20 protein-coding genes are annotated in these 21,181 nt (G+C 37.7%); 11 read left to right on the top strand and 9 right to left on the bottom strand.

What is annotated here, in order from left to right:
• Nucleotides 1-247: 247 nt before the first annotated feature.
• Nucleotides 248-1,540: a YadA-like family protein gene (locus SKA34_RS07240; RefSeq protein WP_006644853.1), complete on the top strand. Its 1,293-nt coding sequence runs from the start codon at nt 248-250 to the stop codon at nt 1,538-1,540.
• A gap of 48 nt (nt 1,541-1,588) precedes the next feature.
• On the opposite strand, the gene SKA34_RS07235 is transcribed toward SKA34_RS07240, so the two are convergent.
• Both SKA34_RS07235 and SKA34_RS07230 read right to left on the bottom strand, forming a co-directional pair.
• Nucleotides 1,589-4,711 carry an efflux RND transporter permease subunit gene (locus tag SKA34_RS07235; RefSeq protein WP_006644852.1) on the bottom strand — a complete coding sequence of 1,041 codons (3,123 nt, stop codon included), beginning with the start codon at nt 4,709-4,711 and terminating at the stop codon, nt 1,589-1,591.
• Between the two features lie 2 nt (nt 4,712-4,713).
• Nucleotides 4,714-5,955, bottom strand: coding sequence for an efflux RND transporter periplasmic adaptor subunit (locus SKA34_RS07230; protein ID WP_006644851.1), 1,242 nt, complete (start codon nt 5,953-5,955; stop codon nt 4,714-4,716).
• Nucleotides 5,956-6,612: 657 nt separating this feature from the next.
• Here SKA34_RS07230 and SKA34_RS07225 point away from each other — a divergent pair.
• The 6 genes from SKA34_RS07225 to SKA34_RS07205 all read left to right on the top strand — a co-directional run bounded on the left by SKA34_RS07225 (nt 6,613) and on the right by SKA34_RS07205 (nt 12,709).
• Nucleotides 6,613-7,053 carry an Hsp20 family protein gene (locus tag SKA34_RS07225; protein WP_006644850.1) on the top strand — a complete coding sequence of 147 codons (441 nt, stop codon included), beginning with the start codon at nt 6,613-6,615 and terminating at the stop codon, nt 7,051-7,053.
• A 243-nt stretch (nt 7,054-7,296) separates the two neighbouring features.
• A complete protein-coding gene (gene dnaK / locus SKA34_RS07220; RefSeq protein ID WP_006644849.1) occupies nt 7,297-9,186 on the top strand; it encodes a molecular chaperone DnaK in 1,890 nt (629 codons plus the stop codon).
• A gap of 236 nt (nt 9,187-9,422) precedes the next feature.
• Nucleotides 9,423-9,593, top strand: coding sequence for a DnaJ domain-containing protein (locus tag SKA34_RS23895; protein ID WP_006644848.1), 171 nt, complete (start codon nt 9,423-9,425; stop codon nt 9,591-9,593).
• A gap of 310 nt (nt 9,594-9,903) precedes the next feature.
• On the top strand, nt 9,904-10,344 hold the full coding sequence (locus SKA34_RS23545; protein ID WP_232284241.1) for a DnaJ C-terminal domain-containing protein: 441 nt from the start codon (nt 9,904-9,906) through the stop codon (nt 10,342-10,344).
• Between the two features lie 366 nt (nt 10,345-10,710).
• Nucleotides 10,711-12,090, top strand: a complete 1,380-nt coding sequence (locus SKA34_RS07210) for a D-alanyl-D-alanine carboxypeptidase family protein (RefSeq protein WP_006644845.1) — start codon at nt 10,711-10,713, stop codon at nt 12,088-12,090.
• Nucleotides 12,091-12,280: 190 nt separating this feature from the next.
• Nucleotides 12,281-12,709 carry a hypothetical protein gene (locus SKA34_RS07205; RefSeq protein WP_006644844.1) on the top strand — a complete coding sequence of 143 codons (429 nt, stop codon included), beginning with the start codon at nt 12,281-12,283 and terminating at the stop codon, nt 12,707-12,709.
• Nucleotides 12,710-13,124: 415 nt separating this feature from the next.
• Here SKA34_RS07205 and SKA34_RS07200 read toward each other — a convergent pair whose 3' ends face one another.
• Entirely contained in the window at nt 13,125-13,901 is a 777-nt protein-coding gene (locus SKA34_RS07200; RefSeq protein WP_232284240.1) for a TatD family hydrolase, read from the bottom strand.
• Nucleotides 13,902-14,035: 134 nt separating this feature from the next.
• On the opposite strand from SKA34_RS07200, the gene SKA34_RS23160 reads away from it, so the two are divergent.
• Nucleotides 14,036-14,212: a DUF6435 family protein gene (locus SKA34_RS23160; protein WP_006644842.1), complete on the top strand. Its 177-nt coding sequence runs from the start codon at nt 14,036-14,038 to the stop codon at nt 14,210-14,212.
• 105 nt (nt 14,213-14,317) lie between these two features.
• Here the strand turns inward: SKA34_RS23160 and SKA34_RS07195 are convergent, their stop codons facing one another.
• The 5 genes from SKA34_RS07195 to SKA34_RS07190 all read right to left on the bottom strand — a co-directional run bounded on the left by SKA34_RS07195 (nt 14,318) and on the right by SKA34_RS07190 (nt 16,708).
• On the bottom strand, nt 14,318-14,782 hold the full coding sequence (locus tag SKA34_RS07195; RefSeq protein WP_006644841.1) for a hypothetical protein: 465 nt from the start codon (nt 14,780-14,782) through the stop codon (nt 14,318-14,320).
• A gap of 6 nt (nt 14,783-14,788) precedes the next feature.
• A complete protein-coding gene (locus SKA34_RS23540) occupies nt 14,789-14,974 on the bottom strand; it encodes a hypothetical protein (RefSeq protein WP_006644840.1) in 186 nt (61 codons plus the stop codon).
• A 531-nt stretch (nt 14,975-15,505) separates the two neighbouring features.
• Nucleotides 15,506-15,631, bottom strand: coding sequence for a hypothetical protein (locus SKA34_RS23795; RefSeq protein WP_006644838.1), 126 nt, complete (start codon nt 15,629-15,631; stop codon nt 15,506-15,508).
• Nucleotides 15,632-15,887: 256 nt separating this feature from the next.
• Nucleotides 15,888-16,046 carry a hypothetical protein gene (locus tag SKA34_RS23315; protein WP_006644836.1) on the bottom strand — a complete coding sequence of 53 codons (159 nt, stop codon included), beginning with the start codon at nt 16,044-16,046 and terminating at the stop codon, nt 15,888-15,890.
• 362 nt (nt 16,047-16,408) lie between these two features.
• Complete coding sequence (locus SKA34_RS07190) at nt 16,409-16,708, bottom strand: hypothetical protein (protein WP_006644835.1); 300 nt, start codon at nt 16,706-16,708, stop codon at nt 16,409-16,411.
• A gap of 332 nt (nt 16,709-17,040) precedes the next feature.
• On the opposite strand from SKA34_RS07190, the gene SKA34_RS07185 reads away from it, so the two are divergent.
• Complete coding sequence (locus tag SKA34_RS07185) at nt 17,041-17,943, top strand: chemotaxis protein (RefSeq protein WP_006644834.1); 903 nt, start codon at nt 17,041-17,043, stop codon at nt 17,941-17,943.
• Nucleotides 17,944-18,018: 75 nt separating this feature from the next.
• Here the strand turns inward: SKA34_RS07185 and SKA34_RS07180 are convergent, their stop codons facing one another.
• Nucleotides 18,019-18,267: a GlsB/YeaQ/YmgE family stress response membrane protein gene (locus SKA34_RS07180; protein WP_006644833.1), complete on the bottom strand. Its 249-nt coding sequence runs from the start codon at nt 18,265-18,267 to the stop codon at nt 18,019-18,021.
• A 263-nt stretch (nt 18,268-18,530) separates the two neighbouring features.
• Between SKA34_RS07180 and yjjG the strand changes: the two genes are divergently transcribed.
• Both yjjG and brnQ read left to right on the top strand, forming a co-directional pair.
• Nucleotides 18,531-19,202: a pyrimidine 5'-nucleotidase gene (yjjG, locus tag SKA34_RS07175; RefSeq protein ID WP_006644832.1), complete on the top strand. Its 672-nt coding sequence runs from the start codon at nt 18,531-18,533 to the stop codon at nt 19,200-19,202.
• A 366-nt stretch (nt 19,203-19,568) separates the two neighbouring features.
• Nucleotides 19,569-20,888, top strand: a complete 1,320-nt coding sequence (brnQ, locus tag SKA34_RS07170) for a branched-chain amino acid transport system II carrier protein (protein ID WP_083784357.1) — start codon at nt 19,569-19,571, stop codon at nt 20,886-20,888.
• The last annotated feature ends 293 nt before the right edge of the window (nt 20,889-21,181 follow it).

The raw sequence follows: 21,181 nt of genomic DNA, 5'->3' as shown, positions 1-21,181 counted from the left end.
GTCAGGATTAATTAATTTCTTTTTACCTCGAAAAATCTTCATATTTTCCTCAATTTCAAAAATACGTAAAAAGTCAAAAAAGTGGCGGATCTGACATTATTTATTAATAAAAAGTCACCTTTTACGAATAAAAAACCCAAAATTGTGCATAAAATGCATTTTTGGTAACTTTAATTCTATTCCTAACTCTAACGTTATTAATTAATTTGTATATGCTATACGCTAAATTAAATATTAGGATTATGCCATGCAATTAAATAAAAAATATTATTTATTAATATCACTTTTCTCATTATCTACTTTCGCTCAACCTCTTAATTTAAGTAATAATTTGAGTGATAATTCGTCTAATACAACAATAAGTACGAATAATGTTATTTTAGGACAAGGTGCCTCTGTTACGCACAGTAACAATTCTGTTGCAATTGGTTATGCATCATCAGCGAAAGGGGAATCGAGTGTTGCTGAAGGTTACTCATCCAGTGCTAATGGTAATGCTGCGATAGCTATGGGGATTGCAGCAAAAAGCCAAGGTGATCAATCCGCCTCTTTTGGCTCTAATGCACAAACAAACGGTAATAGTTCATCTTCATTTGGCTCTGGTGCTAGTGCAACAGGCGTTCAAACTGAAGCATTTGGCTCTACAGCCAATGCTGATGGCAATGCTTCTATTGCCTTTGGCTCTAGTGCTAAAGCCACAGGTTATTCAACGACGTCTATGGGTACGAGTAGTGTTGCGAAAGGTGCATATGCAATGGCTGTGGGTACAAGTAGCCATGCTGACGGTAACTATTCAATGGCATTAGGGACTAAAGCGGCAGCTGGTGAAAAAGATATTACAATTGGTAACTATGCGACAGCATCAGGCAAACCTGGTTCTATTGCGATTGGCAATCAATCTGTTTCTACAGATGGCCAAGTATCATTTGGTAGCGATAAAACCCAGCGTCGTTTAGAACATATTCAAGCCGGTATAGCACAAACAGATGCGGTTAACGTAAGTCAACTACATCAAGGTATTTCACAAGCAAATAACTATACTGATACTCAAGTGACATCAACATTAAATCAAGCAAAGAGTTATACCAATACATCAGCGGCTAACACTTTGCACCAAGCGAATGGATATACCGATGATAAAACTGCAGCTGTAGTTAAACAGGCTAACCATTATTCAGATATTGATGCCAATAATGCGGTAAAGAGTGCAGACCATTATGCCGATCAAAGTTCTGTATCAACACTCAATAAAGCTAATAGCTATACCGATCAACGTTTTGGTGAACTTAGCCAAGATATAAACAAAGTACATAACGAAGCCAATGCTGGTACTGCAAGTGCAATGGCGATGAGTGCAATCCCTTTCCGTCAAGGCTATCACTATACCATCGGCCTAGGTACGGCAAATTACGATAACCAATCTGCAATTGCATTAGGCGGTAAATTTGATGTTGGACAACAAGGCATCATTACTATCGCCGCTTCTGACGACTCAGAGCATGATACGGGAGTTTCTGCTGGTGTTGGTATCGGATTCTAATTGTCATCGATGTTTTACTCAGCTAATAATCACGTCCATCCGTAATCATTATTCGGATGTGCGTGGTTGCCACCACCAGTGATAAAAGCGTCTTATTATAGATTGAACATCTTGTAATATTAAATACAGTGATGGAACTAATAATAAGGTCACAACGGTGGCAAATAAAATCCCAAAGGCTAATGATGTTGCCATCGGGATCACGATCTGTGCTTGTAAGCTATCTTCTAATAAAATAGGCGCTAAACCAAAAAAGGTCGTTAATGACGTTAATACAATTGCCCTAAATCGTGCACACCCCGCATCAATAACCGCTTGTTGTAAGTCAACGCCTTGCTTTAATGCTCGATTAATAAAGGTAACTAAAACTAACGAATCATTCACCACAACCCCAGCTAACGCCAAAATACCAAACACACTGAGTAAATTTAGGGTAAGCCCAGCTAAATAGTGCCCAGCTATTGCACCGATAATACCAAATGGAATCACTGACATAATAATTAGTGGCTGGCTATAAGATCGCAGCGGAATCGCCATCAGAGCGAAGATAGTAAGCAGTGCCAGTAAAGAATCACGAATTAAACTACCTTTGGTATTTTTTTCATCTTTTGCTCGACCATCCAAGGCTATCTTAATATCAGGGTACTGCTGTTGTAATTTGTCGAGTTTATTTGTCAAAATATCATTATAGATATCAGAAGGTGCTGTTTGAGCTTTATCAACATTAGCAGACACAATCACAGAACGTTTACGATCAACCCGATTGATGTTGGTATAAGAAGATTCAATATTAGCCGTAGCAACCTCTGTAAAAGGAACAAACTTGCCGTTTGGTAACCTCACCTTCATGTTCTCCAAATAACCAATCGTGCTGCGTTCTTGTTGTGGATAACGCACCATGACTTTAACTTCTTCATTGTTGCGCAAAACACGTTGTGCTTCGTAACCAAAAAAAGCATGACGAACTTGGTTAGCTAGTGCTGATAATGACAAGCCTAATGCTTCACCTGCTGCCGTTAATTGTAATTTCACTTCAGGTATTGGTGATGAGAGATCATCTTTAATATTCAATGTGCCATCATACTCAGATAAAAGTTGTTGCATTGCTTTCGATGCGGCAGCAAGTTCCGTTAAATTTTCGCCTTTTAAGCTAAACTGTAAATCACTTTGCTTGCGATCAATAGAGGCATCATAGGTGATATTTTTCACTCCGACCAAAGGCGGCATTTGTGCTTTCCATTGTTTTAAAATTTCAAAGCTACTGATCGGTAACGTTTCTGTTTTATGAAGTTCAGCTAAGATAAATAAATCTTGGCGATTCGCCATATTCATGAAAGTGTGTTTCACCACATTCACGCCCAGCTCTTGATATATTTTGGCATCAGCTTGATACAATGCATCTTCTATTTGAGCCGCAACACGTGCGTTATTTTCATCAGAAGAAGACACGTCCATATCTACATTTACTTGAATATAATCAGATGGAAGATTAGGGAAAAAGACCCATCGTAACTGACCGCTAACCACAAGTGCGATAGCAAGCATTAAGATGCCAGAAAAGGTCGCTAAGACACTATAGCGATGCCTCGTACATACGGTAATAAATCGACGATAGTTATGATTAATAAACCGATCGACTGCACTGTTAAAACGCAACTTTATCCGTGAAAACAAATTAGGTGTCTTACTCGGTGGTGTTAAACGCATACGCGCTAAATGAGCAGGAAGGATAAGTTTTGACTCAATCAAAGAAAAGCTTAAACAAAGCAATACAACCCAAGCAATGGCTTTAAAAAATTCAGTTCTGGGCGCATCCGAAATAAGCATCGGGATAAACGCCGCCATCGTCGTTAAGACGCCAAATGTTGCTGGAATCGCAACGTTTTGCACACCTTTAATGACATTTTCGATTCTCTGGCCTTTGTCTTTTACTTCGGTATAAACACTTTCCCCCACCACTATTGCATCATCAACAACTATCCCTAGTACTAAAATAAAACCAAACAGCGAGATAAGATTAATTGATACCGCAATAAACGGCGTCGGCATAAACAAAAGCGTACCAAGAAAACAAAATGGGATCCCTAACATGACCCAAAACGCAACGCGTATATCAAGAAAAAGAGCAAGAATAACAAAGACTAATATGCCACCATATAGCATATTGGAAAGCATCATATTCAAACGTCCTTCCAAATAATGTGACATATCTCCCCATGTATCGAGATAAACACCCGAAGGTAATTGAGCTTTCTTTTTGGCTATATACTCACTGACTTGATGTGAGATTTTAGTCGCATCTTCATCCGTTAAGTTTCGTACTTGAATAACTGTGGCTCGTTGGCGATTGAAACGATTTAAAACCCTATTTTCAACAAAACCGTCTGAAACAGTGGCTACATCTGATAATAATAATCGGCTACCGTCTGAGCGTGTGCGTAAAACAATCGATGAAAACGCATCACCGCTATACAGTTGACCGTTAGTTCGAACCAATAAATCACCATCTTTGGCTTTAATAATGCCACCGGGTAAATCTATAGATCGCTGTTGAACAACATTCGCGACTTGCTCAAAGGTTAAGCCATACTTTCTTAGCGCATTTTCAGAGACACCTATCGCTATTTCATAATCTTTAACTCCTGAAACTACAACGTCAGAAGCACTGGTTTCGAGTAAAATATCGTCTCGAACTTGTTTGGCATATTCTTTTAATTGCCTTTCATTGAGATTGCCATAAAGCGAAATGAACATAACATTACTGGTAAATTCTGCACGCTTAATCAACGGCTTTTCCATATTGACTGGAAACGTCGTGATTGCATCAATTTGTTGTTTGACATCATCTAACACTTTCTCAAGATCGGCCCCCGTATCAAGCTCTAAAGTCAATGAAGCCAACCCTTGAGAAGCGACAGATTCAATGCGCTTTATGTTTTTTACATTATCGAGCGATTGCTCAATTTTAATGTTAATGCTTTGCTCTATATCTTCAGGAGATGCGCCCGGGTAGCTTGCCGTGATCATAATTCGATTCAAAGCAAAAGCGGGGAATATTTCTTTATTAATTAAACTAATAGAAAATAAACCACCTAAAATAACAAGCAACATGAGTAAATTGGCAGCAACATGATTATGGGTAAACCAAGCAATTAATCCTTTTGCTTTCATCGCTATTCTCCCTTATTCACGACTTCAGGGTTTACCACTTTTTGATCGGCAGCCATCAGTGGTGAAATATCAGAAGAATAACTTTTACTCATCACCGTTGTAACTTCAGTTCCATCAACTAAGCTATCAGGGCTTATTAAGGAAACTAACTCTCCATCTTTTAACCCACCGGTAATATACGCATTTTCTTTATCTGAGCGCACAACATGTACTTTTCGAGTTGCCGTTCTATTATCAGCATCAACCACAATGACTTGCTCAGAACGAACAACGTGGCGAGGTAACTTGATCACATCACTGACTTTTCGTCCTTGGAGCTTTGTTGTTACAAATGTACCAAATTGCAAAATCGGTAATGAGGAAGAGGCTGAATTTTTACCTAAAGATGAATGACGATTATAAGGATCGTTAACTTCTGCGACGAGATAAATCATTCGATTATCTTTATCAATTACACCTTCATTACGCACTAGCTGTGCCACCCAATAAATAACTTTTATTTCATTATATTGAGATTCTAAGGTGAGCTTTGTTGTTTCAAGACGAGGTAAATCAAGATAAGCCATAGATTGCGGCGTGACAGGTAAGCGAATTTCAGCCGTTTGAGTACCATACAACTCGCCAATTAATTTACCTATCGTTACATAGCTACCGATGTTGATTTCTTTAGATGTCACCAAACTATCAAAAGGGGCACGTATTTCTGTTTTAGTCAGATTACGTTTGGCACGCTCTACAGCAGCTTGTGCAAACTTTACATTGGCTTCTTCTTGTTTACGTTGAGGCTCGCGTAAACCAAGAGACGTTTTTTTATTCGGTGAAATATCACGTAAGGTCTTTTTAGCAACTTTGCCTCGCGCTATTTCTTCTTTTAGCTTAGCTTGCGCTTGTGCCAATGTCGCTTCAGCTTGAGCAAGATCGGCATGATAGTCGCTATCATCTAAACGTGCTAATAACTCTCCTTTTGTAACGAATTCCCCCACAGCAAAATCAGGAGAAATGTATTTGACCGTACCCACTACTTCAGAGACAACTTCTGCTTTCTGCTTGGGTTCAACAATTCCATATGAACCAACTGTGAGTTGCACATCTTGTTTTTGTATTTTAATAACGTCTAAAACAGGAGGCTGCACTGTAACTTTTTGCTGCTCTGGACGTTTTTTGGTATTTATCAACAACACTGACGCCACAATAAATATTGCGATAATAACTAAAGGTAGTAATCGTCTTACCATTACATGCATGCTTTTAATCCCTAATCAGCGCATTTCAATAATCAGATCTTGTTTCTATTGTAGAGCATAGATGAATGGTCAAAAGTAGAAACTAACAACTGATTTATACGTAATAGAGTGTGAATTTGTTCACTATGTCATTCTTATTTTTGATTATTTATACATCCCATCGTTTAATCATGTGACCTGTTAGCTTTACTTTGTTTCTTACACACCAACCGATGATAAGTGTTAACCCAAGTAATAAAAGGTTGCACTTTACTCGTTACTTCCCTTGAAAATCACTTTCATGCCCTTATTTCTTATTTAGAAATACTATTTAGTTAAAACCATTTACGTTCATAAAACGTGTAAATCGTACATATTCAAATGGAAGTTCAACTTTTTAGTTATGGTTAACATGTAAAATCAATTAGTTATAGAGCAACCAGAAAAAAGATTAGAAAAACTTATTAAAATGTATTGACCGAACAACTACGGAAGCATATATTAATTACACGAACTGCCAAATGGAGTTCAAAATGCTAATAAGATTCGCCTGATTAGGGAATGCCTTATTAGTTCTGTTTTATCGGATCACTTAATCGATCCGCTTAGTGTAAAACGACAACTTTATAAAACCTCTGTCAACACTAAGACTATTGCTTATTATTGAGGATAGTTACTATGCGTAATGTAGATTTCACTCCCCTATACCGCCACGCTATTGGTTTTGATCGCTTATTCAACCTCGTTGAAGCAAGCAGCAACAAAGCACAGGCAACCGGATACCCTCCGTACAATATCGAGCAAACTGACGAGAATAATTACCGCATTACAATGGCGGTAGCAGGTTTCTCTGAAGATCGCTTAGATCTTACTCAAAATGAAAATATGCTTGTTGTAACAGGAACTAAGGCTCCTGAAGAAAACAAGAACTTTATCTATCAAGGTATTGCTGAGCGTAACTTTGAACGTAAATTTCAACTTGCAGATTACGTTAAAGTTGTTGGTGCAAACTTAGAGAATGGTTTACTTCATATCGATTTAGAGCGTGAAGTACCAGAAGCAATGCAACCACGTAAAATTGCTATCGGCAAAGCAGCAACACTGCCAACTGAAGAATAATTTCAACGCTATTAATTAGCCTTGAGTAGATAACATATTTAGAGCTATCACCTTTTTTCGATCTAAATTCGTCAGGTTGATAGTTCGCTATATTCATCCCCTATCGGGAAAGCATATTTAAATTGCATTGATATTTGGCTTGAAGTAAGCGCTTCAGCCTACAAAATTCTTATCACCCACAAAAAATCGAACGTAGTTCAGATAAGAATAGCTAATCAATGTAATACATTGAGGAAAAGATTTATGAGTAAAATTATCGGTATTGACTTAGGTACAACTAACTCTTGTGTTTCTGTATTAGACGGTGACATGCCACGTGTTATTGAAAATGCAGAAGGCGAACGTACTACCGCTTCTGTAATCGCATATACAGATGGTGAAACCTTAGTCGGTCAACCAGCAAAACGTCAGGCGGTAACCAACCCTGAAAATACGTTATTTGCAATTAAACGTTTAATTGGTCGTCGTTTTGAAGACGAAGAAATTCAACGTGATCTTTCTGTTATGCCATACAAAATTGTCAAAGCTGACAACGGCGATGCATGGGTAGAAGCAAAAGGTCAAAAAATGGCGGCACCTCAAGTTTCTGCTGAAGTTCTGAAAAAAATGAAGAAAACAGCAGAAGAATACTTAGGTGAAAAAGTAACAGCGGCTGTAATTACAGTACCTGCTTACTTTAATGATGCACAGCGTCAGGCAACTAAAGATGCTGGCCGTATTGCTGGGCTTGAAGTTAAACGTATTATCAATGAACCAACAGCAGCAGCCCTAGCTTATGGTTTAGATAAAAAAGGTGGCGATCGCACAATCGCAGTGTACGATCTAGGTGGTGGTACCTTTGATATTTCTATTATCGAAATTGATAACGTTGATGGCGAACAAACCTTTGAAGTATTAGCAACCAATGGTGATACACACCTTGGTGGTGAAGATTTCGATACTCGTATGATCAACTACCTTGTTGATGAATTTAAGAAAGATCAAGGTATTGATTTACGCAATGATCCACTTGCAATGCAACGTGTAAAAGAATCGGCTGAAAAAGCGAAAATTGAGCTTTCTTCTGCACAGCAAACTGATGTGAATCTACCTTATGTGACAGCGGATGCAACTGGTCCTAAGCACATGAATGTTAAGATCACGCGTGCAAAATTGGAATCACTAGTTGATGAGCTAGTACAAGGTACATTGAACCCTGTAAAATCAGCACTTAAAGACGCTAACTTGAATGTCAATGATATCACTGACGTTATTTTAGTGGGTGGTCAAACACGTATGCCACTGGTACAAAAAACAGTTGCAGACTTCTTTGGTAAAGAACCACGTAAAGATGTTAACCCTGATGAAGCAGTTGCTATGGGTGCTGCGATTCAAGGTGGCATATTAGCGGGTGATGTAAAAGATGTTCTTTTACTCGATGTTACTCCTCTCTCTTTTGGTATTGAAACCATGGGTGGTGTGATGACAAGTTTAATTAACAAGAACACTACGATCCCAACGAAAGCAGAGCAAGTGTTCTCAACCGCTGAAGATAACCAAAATGCAGTAACGATCCATGTTCTTCAAGGTGAACGTAAACAAGCGATGCATAACAAATCGCTTGGTCAGTTCAATCTTGAAGGTATTCAAGCTGCGCCTCGTGGCATGCCACAAATTGAGGTTACCTTTGATTTAGATGCTGATGGTATTTTGAATGTATCAGCAACCGATAAGGCGACAGGTAAAGCGCAAAAGATCACGATTCAAGCATCAGGTGGTTTAACTGAGGCTGAGATTGAAAAAATGGTTCAAGAAGCTGAAGCAAATAAAGAAGCTGACATACAATTTGAACAACTAGTCACAGCGCGTAACCAAGCAGACCAATTGATCCATAGCACACGCAAACAATTAACTGAAGCCGGCGATAATTTACCAGCAGCAGATAAAGAAGGCGTTGAAGTAGCTATCTCTTCACTTGAAGATGTGAAATCTGGCGATGATAAAAATGCCATTGAACAACACACTCAAGCATTGATGACTGCAGCAAAAAAGCTGATGGAGCTGGCTCAAGCGAACAACCAGCATCAAGCAGAAACGCAAAATGAAGCGAAAAGCGACGATGTTGTGTACGCAGAGTTTGAAGAAGTTAAGTAATTAGTCTCGATAGTTTGCTATCAATGATAGCATTCAATCGCAACGAATAGAGACGGGCGAAGAGATCAAAATCTCTCGCCCTTTTCTACAATAACAACATGCAAAATGTAAATCTAATTTGGCTAACTATCTGTGCCTTTAATCGTTCAATACGCTTAAATCAGTTATCGTTTTTGGGTATGATTAGCGGAGAATGTTCCAGATAGTTATCTCAGTTGAGATAAGAGGTGTTACCAATGTCAAAACGTGATTTTTATGAAGTTCTTGGTGTCGCCAAAACTGCATCAGAAAAAGAAATTAAAAAAGCGTACAAAAAGCTCGCAATGAAGTTTCACCCAGACAAAAATCCGGATGATCCAACTGCTGCTGACAAATTTAAAGAAGTAAAAGTAGCTTACGAAATTTAACCGACAAAGAAAAACGTACAGCCTACGATCAATTTGGTCATGCTGCGTTTGATAACCCAGGTATGGGCGGTGGACATCAGGGTGGCGGTCATCACGGCGGCTTTCAAGGTGGCAGCTATGGTGACTTTGAAGATATTTTCGGTGGCGCATTTTGGTGATATGTTCTCAAATGCTCGCGGTGGTCGTGGAGGCTTTTGGTAGCCGTCATTTCCACTCGTCCACAAAAAGGCGAAGAGTCTTCAATACACCATGGAAATTTGATTTTAGAAGATGCGATTAATGGTGCATCTCGTGTTATTTGATTTTACCAGTGTTTGAAGGCACGAGCCAAGTAAATAAAAAACTGAATATCAAGATCCCTGCAGGCATTGAAGATGGCGGTCGAATTCGCTTAAGTGGCAAAGGTCACCCTGGTATCAACGGTGGTCCGCAAGGTGATGTGTTTATTCAAATGAATATTCGCCCTCACCCACGATACACGCGCGAAGGAAATAATTTACATTGTAAAGCTAGTACCGACTTTGTGACTGCTGCATTAGGTGGCAAGATTGAAGTAAATACATTAAATGGTGCGATTAGCCTTAAGATCCCTGAAGGGACACAAAACGGTCGTAAATTCCGCCTAAAAGGCAAAGGAGTCACAGATCGTAAAGGCAATACTGGCGATTTAATTGTCCAATTAGCAATTGAAACACCACAGAACCTAAGTGAGCGTCAAAAAGAGCTACTTGCAGAATTTGCTGCTGCATAAACATCATTACCGTTCAGGTTTCCATAATGGTTCTGCTGGTAGGATAGAAGCAGACTAGATACAAGGGCTATAACCAATACGGGGATCGAATGGCCTGCTAAGAAAGCAGGACTGAAGCACCATGATTTGGTTATAGCTATCACAGTATTCAGGTCACTAAGGCACATAATGCTCAGGACATCATTATGGATAATGCGTTCTGTGACCAAAGTCATCGTAAAGTTGAATAGAACGGAAAAGCACTCACCATTGCCGTGGTAGTGATGGATTGACCTAGCGGGAAATAATTACCCTCTAAAGTCAGTATCTTATCTATTCGCTTTTTTATATCGCGCTTTTAGTGAATAACTGTAAATTTAAACCCTTATGACAACTATCAAACAGCTTTCCTTATCAGTAGCAATCGCTGCATTATTTTCCTCCAGTACAGTATTTGCCACGCCTAGCAACGATGCGGCGAACACCATGCCTGATAGTGATTACTATGCGGCAACACAATACAAAACAGCTAAAGCACCACTAAATAGCTTTGGTGCTATCGACGTAAAAATAAATATCCCAGAAAATGTGCAAGTGCCTCCTGCACCAGCAGAAGCCGGCGGTGCGAATGGGATCCCTGAAACTATGGTGCAGAAGTGGGCTCAGAAAGGAGTATTCCCACCAAATCTTAATGCGCGGGCTTTCATTTTAATCGATGCCAATACTGGACGGATTGTTGCTTCCAACAATGCCAACATGCGTATGGCTCCTGCTAGCACCACTAAGTTAATGCTAATGTACATTGTTGAGCAAAAACTGGCCGACGGTGTAATCTCATTAGACTCAAAAGTACTCGTACCAGAAGTCGCATGGCGCACTGGTGGTTCAAGAATGTTCTTGAAGCCCGGCTCTTATGTTTCAGTAAAAGATCTTATTCAGGGTGTGATTGTTGAATCGGGGAACGATGCCGCTGTAACACTGGCAAATTATGTTGCGGGCTCACAATCATCATTCGTTTCAATGATGAACGCGACTGCAGTGAAGCTAGGCATGCACAATACCCACTTCACCACTGTGATGGGCCTGCCAGCACCAGCACATTTCTCTACCGCTTATGATCTTGGTCTGCTCGGACAGCACATCATGAACGACTACCCTCAATACTTTCATTTTTTCAGTCAAAAGTATTTTGAATACAATCATATCCGCCAACCAAATTTCAATCGCTTATTGTTCACCTATCAATATGCGACGGGTATGAAAACAGGCAGTACAGAAGCCGCTGGATACTCACTGGTAAGCTCAGCTAAGATGCCAGATAATCCGATGAAGTTGGTTGCGGTTGTTCTGGGCACACAATCACTGAATGATGTCGCAGCTCAAAGTAAAGGACTATTCAATTATGGCTTCCGCTTCTTTAAGCAAGACACCTTATATGCAGCAGACAGCAAACTTTCTGAACAGCACGTTTGGGGAGGACAACAAGATAATGTCTCTTTAGGTCTTGAGAAGCCATTAACCTTGGTTCTTCCTTCAAGTGTTGATGAGAAAGATCTGCTAACTAATCTCCAATTTGACCATGACATCAAAGCACCGGTTGATAAAGGGGAAAAATTAGGCGAAATGACGGTAACTTATAAAGGCAAAGTTATTAAAGCCGAGACACTTGTGGCGCTCAACAGCGTTCAGCAAGGCGGCTGGCTCACCCGAATCTGGGCAAATATCTCAATGTATTTTCATAACTTGCTAGCTTCTTACGGTCTGTAGACTCAAAAATTAGGCTTCACTTTTGGTGATACAACAAACACCAGGTGGTAAATAAAAAAAACGTTGTAATAATTGTCTTTTTATTTGCCCCTGACGGATAGTACACTCGAGTCGTAAGAGCCATCATACTAGTAAAGCCAATATTTTAGTCGAAGTGAATAAGGTATTGGCTTTTTGTTTGGAAAATATAATGTCTACTTTTAAATCAAAACATCCCTTAGCAATGCTAACGAGTATTATGTTACTTAGCTTATCAACAACGGTATTTGCTAGCATCTCGGACATCAACAGCGCAGTAGAAAACAGCCGTCATTTAGAGCCAGGTGAAAGTTTCGCACTCGATCAACCTTGTAAGCTATTTAATAACTACGAGCATAAAATTTATCACTGTACAGCCATGATTGGCCCATTATCACTGATTAAAGACAACGAATTAGATGCCGTCAAAAGTGATGACAAGCTACTTTATCGTGAAGTTGCTTTTGTGAGAAAAGAAGATGGGCAACCCATTTTTCGCTTACTTCCTCTAGATGAAAAAGCAAAGCAGACATCATCAAATGAACCATCAGAGCAATCAGCAAAAAAACAATTATCGCATGTTGGTTTTCTTGCAAAGTAACGATAACTAACGTGGCACTTGCTGTAAGACAAAGTTATAAACAAAGTGTGATATCAATTTAGAGTAACTCCATGATCAACTTCATAAGAAGAAACAATGCGTAATAACAGAGCTTGAGTCTGTTGATTTGTTATTAGCAAGTGTTGATGCGTTAACGGTTAATAAAAAGGTAGAACTCACTGTTATGACCGAGTATTTGTCCTATTTTAGACGATCACCGAATCGTATTGAAAAACAGTTGTTGTACAAGCTTGGGGGTACTTAAAGCAACCAAGCGCAATCCTCTACTTTGCTAAACACACCACAATAAAAGCCGCCTTTAATATATTCCACAATTTAATATATTAGAGGCGGCTTTACTTTTCATATGTCAGCTTGATAGTCGCACGCGAAAACAACCTGAAAACCATCAAATTCAAATTTTCAGAAAGCGTTTCGTATTTTCATTGATTAGTGCCGCCATTATATCCCGTGATAATTGATGATGCTCTGCTAATAAATCAATCACTTGATTGATCATATTTGGCTCTCCTTGCACGCCATTGTATTTACACGGTGAATCTGACTCCACCAACAGCATATCAAGCGGAATTTTCTTCGCGAACTCTAAGTAATGAGAGTCGACAAAGATCCAAGGACTTACTGAAATAAAATGCGCTTGTTGATGAAGTAAGGCGAGGTTTTCGTCACTGCCTTCATACCAATGGAACAACGCCCCTTTAATTTGGTAGTTCTTTAAAATAGGCAGCGCATAATGAATATCATCTTCTACCACATGCAAATTTACAGGTAGTTTTAGCTCTGCTGCAATCTTAACAAAACGCGCTAACCGTTCACTTCCTCGCTGTTTAATACGGTGTTTTTCTTGTTCTGTTTTCTCATCTAAATAAAAAAACGGAATACCGACCTCGCCAATTCCAGATAATAAATGCCGATGTTGGTATATAAGATCAATAACAGCTTGGATCTCTTGTTCACTGACATCTTTCTCAGGGTGAATACCAAGAAATAGATAAATCTGATCTAAATATTGTTGTTTTAAGTGTATCAATTCTAACGCGCTTGCCTCGGTCATAGACACGGCACCTATTTTGCCGCTTTGCTTAAAAAACCGTTCCCTATCAACCGCTAGCACACCTTCTAAATGGCAGTGAATATCAATTAACACAGTAGTATTTCCAATCGAGATCATAAAAAACAATAGAACATAATAACGTTTATTATTCAATGCGTTAATATAATTAATAGTTCTTAATTTTAGCTTAATTAATCTTTTATATCGCATACTACGTATACGATATAATTATAATTAATGGAGTTATGTATATGTTTTCTTGGTTTAAAAACAATCCCGCCAAAAAATTAAAGAAACGACACTCAATGCTACTTGAAGAAGCCATGCATGCACAAAGGAATGGCGACATCAGAACCTATTCTAGGTTAACAGCAGAAGCTGATGAATTATTTCAGCAAATTAAGCACCTCAACCAATCTGAAACCTGAGCTTTTAATAAACAGTTTGTTACTTTCAATAAAAAAGCCTCCAATAATCTTTATGCTCTATGAGTTAAACCTATTGGGGGCTTTCTTGCTTAATTAAAAACAAGCTTATTTCGCTGCATGTTGTACCTGCGCTGGTGCTGCATCCTTTAATTCAATTTTATTATTGGAGGATGCGTTTTTTTGCTGCGCAAGTTGCTGAAATTGCTTTTGCATTTCCATCATTTGCTGCTGCTGTTTTGCCATTAATTTAGACATATTCATTTGCATATCTCCCATACTATTCCATGAGTTTGCAAATACATTATTCATTTCAATTTGTTGCTGTTGCAACTGTTTAAAGAATGCTTTATCTACTTTGGCGCTATCACCTTTGGATTGAAATTGAACAACCTCATAATTCATTGGGCCCTGTGGAGTCTGCACAGTCCCTTTAGTAACGGTCTTTTCACCATTATCTGTTTTTACCGTTTTAGTCGTTTGATTTGGTTGTACATTCGCTGATGCACTATCTACATTTTTTAAATCAACCGTTTGGATCCAACCTGTTTGACCATTACTTGGATCACCCACCTTTGACTACCCCTCATTTTTATAAATAGTGATCAAAGGCAAATCTGTTTTTATCGTCTCAACCACCTTGGCTGATACATTAGGCTCTTGATATAGCTTAATCGTTTCTGTGGTATTATTAGCAGCCCATACTGCAGTACTCATACACGCTACAGCGGCAATACCTGCAACTGCTAGAACAGAACGTTTCATAAAATATCCTCTATGCACAGTGACTTAATTTAAAAGGTCTGAAAGACTGATTGACTACGCATAACCTGTAATAGATATATTATGTATCTTAAATTAATCGAAGATGAACAACGTCTCAACTAATTTAATTTTCTCAAGGTAAAATTATTTTACAATTTTGCTTTCTTATTCTCATACATTTTTCATCAATAATATTCATTGTCTTAACGATGTCACCTTAATAATTTTTAACACCATAACTAAATGATAAATCACCACCATAACGAATAACCAAATCCTTTGAACGTAATAATAAAGAGAGCTTTTGAATTAATTCATCACCTTTTACATGTCCACAATCATCATTCAATAACATTTACCGATGAATGATCACTCACATCAGTATCTAAATTATGATGGTAAACATAAGTTATAAAACTGTATGACAGAACATGAGTTGACATCACTTTTTCATGTCTTATAAATACCCATTAGAAATCAAATTGCATTAGCTATAACAGCTTTTTTAATCGGATACTACTGCACCATCACTTATTCTTTGACGATCAAAATTCGATGTGGGTAACTATGCTCTTCACGCTCGATTTGATAACTTGATGCCCCTTGCTTTAAATCTTCAGTCGGTGCTTTAGTAATAATCTCTACTCGTAAACCCATAATGCAGTTAAATCTTTACCATCAAGTTCAATGATTTTGTCTAATAATTCTCGTTCTGCAGTATTCATCTTAAAATACTCTTTATATCCATTTAGTAAAAATAGTAACTTACTCCTATCTGATAAAAATTACATCTTCCCGGTGTTTAGAATATCACTTAAATGTTTTTCATTTAATTGGTATTAATATCCAATATAAAAAATAAACATGAACAAAAAAGCTTCTCTTAATAAAGAAGCTTTTCTTATTTTTTCGATTACTCTTGTGATTCTGATTTAGATGCTACTGTCCAATGTTCATTTTTATCATAAGCGCTATCGCATAAGTCGACGGAAAATCCCATATCAACAATTTCTTTTAGTGTTAGATTATCTGCCAAGACTGCGATTTCGCCTTTTTTATTCACTAAGTCCATGTTCACTCCTTAACCGATCTTTGTTGATATACTATTGTGAGTATAACGTTGAATAACAAACTTGCCGTGAAAAAGTCATTATGAATATCTAACTTAATAAACAATTAGTAAATAGCCATTAAACTATTGAATTAATTTCCATGGTGCATTTTTATGATCAGGATTATCAACTTGTGCCACTATAATTAACACTTGTGGACTTCCATTGAGAAGTTACAGTCCTATCATTACTATTATCAACAAACCATACAGGTTATAAATCAGGCTGCTCACCTTTCGTGTACCATTGCGCAATATAATTTACATTGTTAAACGTGATACCATCAACTGCGTAATAAACGGTATTTATACCCCAGAGCTCGTCATTTAAAGGGGGGATTTTTACCTTTAACAGCTGATTTTATCGTTTCAGCTTGCCCACCTGACACGATATTCGTCACTCTTGTGGTGATATCTGTTGTCTTTAGGCGCAATAAACCTAACAATCGAACTTCTATTTTCTGCAGTGGCAATCTGTGCATTTTAATTGCTTTGAATGTTAATGTATTATTTTCTACACCTGTTGCTGTAACCGTAAATTGTAACATTCGCTTTGGCTCAGTCGACTGTTGAGACGGCACGATAAGCTCTGGCGCAGTATCCTCTTCGTATTTGAAAAACATGATCTATCGCCACCAATAAAGAATAAAGATATGTTATAAGAAAGATAAGGCTGACTTATTAGTAAGCGATAAAAAAGCAGCCAAGATTGAAAGAAAAAACAATACCTATTAATAATAGTTATCGTTATCTACGATATTTTCAATAAATATAACAAATGTACTTTTACACATTATTTCAACTTAGATCAAAATTGATATTAAATTTTTTGTAAGGCACATTAATTTACTAATATATTATATTGTAAAATTTTACTCATAAGCGTTTAGTATAAATTACGATAGTGTTATTATAATCACTAATTAATATAAATTATCTATGCAATGGATTCGGTATGATAAAGAATGCAACGAATGCATCACAAGGGATGTTACTTTTTAAGCTGTCCACACTACAAAGTTTTGCAATTGGTACGCTTAAAGTCCGTGAAATCGTACCTTATACAAATTTAAGTGTTATCCCAAAATCTCACCCAACCGTCCTTGGTACAACTACATTACGTGGTGACACAGTCCCTGTTATTGATATGGCCAAAGCTATTGGTTATCCCGCTATCAGCAATGAAGAGCGCCAACGTTGCTTTATTATCATTACTGATTGTCGTCGTAAGTTAGTCGGATTCTTGGTCAGAGGGATTGAAAGAATCACAGAGTGTAACTGGCAAAATATTGAAGCACCTCCCCAACATTTAGGTAGTGATATTTTTGTTACTGGTGTTATGCGCGATGCAGACAAGTTGATTCAACTATTAGATGTTGAATTGCTTCTCTCTAAAATCTTTCCAGATGATCCTTCAACGTTATTGCCGACATTAACAGATATTGAACGTGAGACTTTACGTCCGTTAAAAATATTATTAGTTGATGATTCTGCCGTCGCTAGAAAGCAATTAACTCAAGCACTTGATAGTATCAGTGTGCCCTACTTTGTTGCCAAAAATGGGCAAGATGCTTTTAATATGATGCAAACAGCTGCGCAAGCAAAAGACCCATTCCATATTTTGGTTAGTGATATCGAAATGCCAGGGCTAGACGGATATGAACTGGCATTCAATGTCAAAAATACCGATGCGCTCGTCTCAACCTATATTATTTTACACACATCCCTTTCAAGTGAAATAAGTGTGTCTCAAGCACACCAAGTTGGCGCTCAAGAAGCACTGACAAAATTTGAAGCAAATGAATTAATTCATGCGATGTTACGGGGTGCGGAGCAGCATCTAGCATTAAGTAGCTAAAATAAAAAAGCGAGAAATCACCCGTCATATCACTGTAGGTAATTTCTCGCTTTTATAATGTAATATTACATTAGATTAACGAATAAAACGGTTATAAATAAACAAAATAATAAATGCACCCAAGGTAGCGGTAATAATGCTGCCAATGTTTACACCTGTTGCTTGGCCTAAACCAATAAATTTACCCACAAAACCACCAACAAATGCACCGCCAATACCCAATGCCATTGTTACAATCCAACCACCGCCATCTTTACCAGGCATTAAAAACTTTGCCAATGCACCAGCAATTAAACCAAGAATAATCCAAGATAAAATACCCATAAAGAGCTCCAATACTTTTTAAAATCGTAAATACTTATAGTTGGTAAGTGTAGCCAGATATTGACTAACGATGTTCAATTCTTTGTCAGAAAATTTATAAAATAACAAGAAACTTACCTACCACATATGATTACACTAACTTTTACAGCATAAGATCTTTTGACTTTTTCTCACCCAAAATCACACTTTTTATTCATTCACTATAGTGTAATATGCGCGTTATTCGACGATTTTTAGATAGATGTTATAAGGCGATGATACATATGAAATACGATTGGATTCTTTTTGATGCTGATGAAACCCTGTTCTATTTTGACGCTTTTAAAGGTCTACAGCTTATGTTTTCTCGTTATAATATCGCCTTTAGTGAAGCTGACTTCAAACAATATGAATTAATTAACCGTCCGTTATGGGTGCAATATCAAAATGGCGATATTTCAGCCAGTGAACTTCAGCAAACACGTTTTCGTGTATGGGCAAAAAAACTAAATACAACAGAACAACAGCTCAATGATGATTACATGCAAGCGATGGCTGACATTTGCGAAGTTTTGCCGGGGACAACATCTCTGATTCATTCTCTTAATGGTCGAGTTAAATTAGGCATTATTACTAATGGCTTTACTGCATTGCAAAAAATTCGCTTAGAAAAAACAGGTCTAGCCAATTATTTTGATCTACTTGTTATTTCAGAGCAGGTCGGTGTCGCTAAACCCGATCGCCGTATATTTGATTATAGTCTTGAAAAAATGGGTAACCCAGCACCTACTTCCGTACTAATGGTTGGCGATAACCCACAGTCAGATATCTTAGGTGGTATCAATGCAGGAATAGATACATGCTGGTTTAATCATCAAAAGCAAGTATTGCCTGATACTATAAAGCCAACCTATCAAGTATCAACACTTGCTGAGCTTGAAAAAATACTAGCTTAGAAACAACCAGTTAAACCTAGTAACAGATGTGTATCGCGAAATTTTATTTTATATTCGCGATACAAACATTGTTCACTAATATTAAATACGAATAATTATCGAATATAGCTTTACAATTATCTTAAATAGCATTATTTTTAGGTCAATTATTTCATTCGAGCGCATAACTTATGTATTCAATTAATCACAACAATGTAGCAGTATCTTCTACTGTATTTGTTATGAATACTCTTGCGCTTGTCTCTGTCGTCGTCGTCAAAAAACGCTGACGTTTAAACTTATTCGTCAGTTACTATTGCTGGCGGATATGTTAACTCTCCTTTTATCTTCCAGCCAAACTGACCATTCATTTAGAAGGTATGCCGTTTGAAGAGAAGAGAACTTGCCGCCATTGGATTTATGACTTTTGCCTTATTTTTAGGGGCAGGAAACCTTATTTTTCCACCTATGATGGCACAACAAGCCGGTGAAAACTGGTTAATAGCCATAGTAGGCTTCCTACTAACCGCCGTTGGTTTACCAGCATTAACACTGATCGTTTTAGGTCGACTCTCATCTGCAGATAAACTCACTGCCTCATTACCACATTGGATGGATCGTACTTTCTGGTTTTTAGTATTAACTACTCTGGGACCTGCTTTTGTTTTACCTCGAGCTGTAACTGTCGCATATGAAATGGGTATTAAACCTTTCTACCAAGGTAACGGGTTAATGCTATTTTCAGTTCTATTTTGCTTATTAACCTTAATTTTGGCACTGAAGCCCGGTAAGTTAGTTAATTATATTGGTAAAATAATGACGCCAGCATTAATCGTGATGCTAACCTTATTAGTGGTTGCCGCTTTAGTTAATCCATTAGGCTCTCCGACGGATGCCAATACTATTTATAAAGCAGCACCAACAGTTAATGGTATGATCCAAGGTTACATGACATTAGATGCTATCGCTGCGGTCGCATTTGGTTGGGTGATTATTCAAACGATTCGTAGTACGGGTATTAGCTGTAATAAAGCGATTTCTCACTACACATTACGTATCGCTGGTATCTACGCATTACTGATGTCTTTGTGTTATTTAGCTATGGGTTATTTAGGCGCGACTTCATCTTCTATTGCTCCCAACTCAACCAATGGCGGTGAAATTTTAACGCGCTATGCTGCTGGTGAGTTTGGTACATTCGGTCAAATTTTATTAGCGACTATTACTTTAATGGCTTGTTTAACCACAACCATTGGTTTAACCAATGCAAATGGCGAATACTACAAGAATACCTATAACATCCCGTTTAAAATCAGTGCCGCTGTAATCATGAGTTTAACAGCCATTATCTCTAATGTTGGATTAGAAACGATTATTGAAGTCAGCTTACCTGCTATTTTGATTTTATGCCCTATCGCTATCTCACTCATCATTGCCATTATTTTTATGCCAAACACTGTTAGTAACGAAAAGCGTAAATTCTCACTGAGCCAAACACTGATAGTCATTATCGCTACGTTATTTGGCAGTATTGATGCGCTAAACATTTTGGGTAAGATCCCTTCCACTATTCATCAAGATCTATCTACATGGCTACCTTTATTTCATGCACATGCATCATGGCTACTCCCTGTACTATTAACCATTATTATCAGTAAAGTGATTCATATTATTCAACGTAATCGAAACGCAGTTGCTACCTGCTAACATAAAAAATTGAAGCTATACCACTGGTATAGCTTCAATATCGGCGTTACCACAGCCTTCCATTATTTATATCGAAGCATAAAAATACAAAGTTCTGGGTAAATGCTCATATATTTACCTATCATTTTGATTCTAATTAGCTAATTGATTCTATTTAATCGCAATAAAACGCATACCATAAAAAAATCATTTACAACTCTACGTTTTCTTTGTATGTTGAAAGCGTTAATTCAATCACAAAACAGAAGTTGTTAAGTTATGTATTCAGCAATTCGCGAACATAAAACACGAAA

It is taken from the genome of Photobacterium sp. SKA34 (assembly GCF_000153325.1).
Classification (GTDB): Bacteria; Pseudomonadota; Gammaproteobacteria; order Enterobacterales; family Vibrionaceae; genus Photobacterium.
Note: the sequence above shows the minus strand (reverse complement) of the source record. Positions and strands in the feature narration are given on the sequence as shown.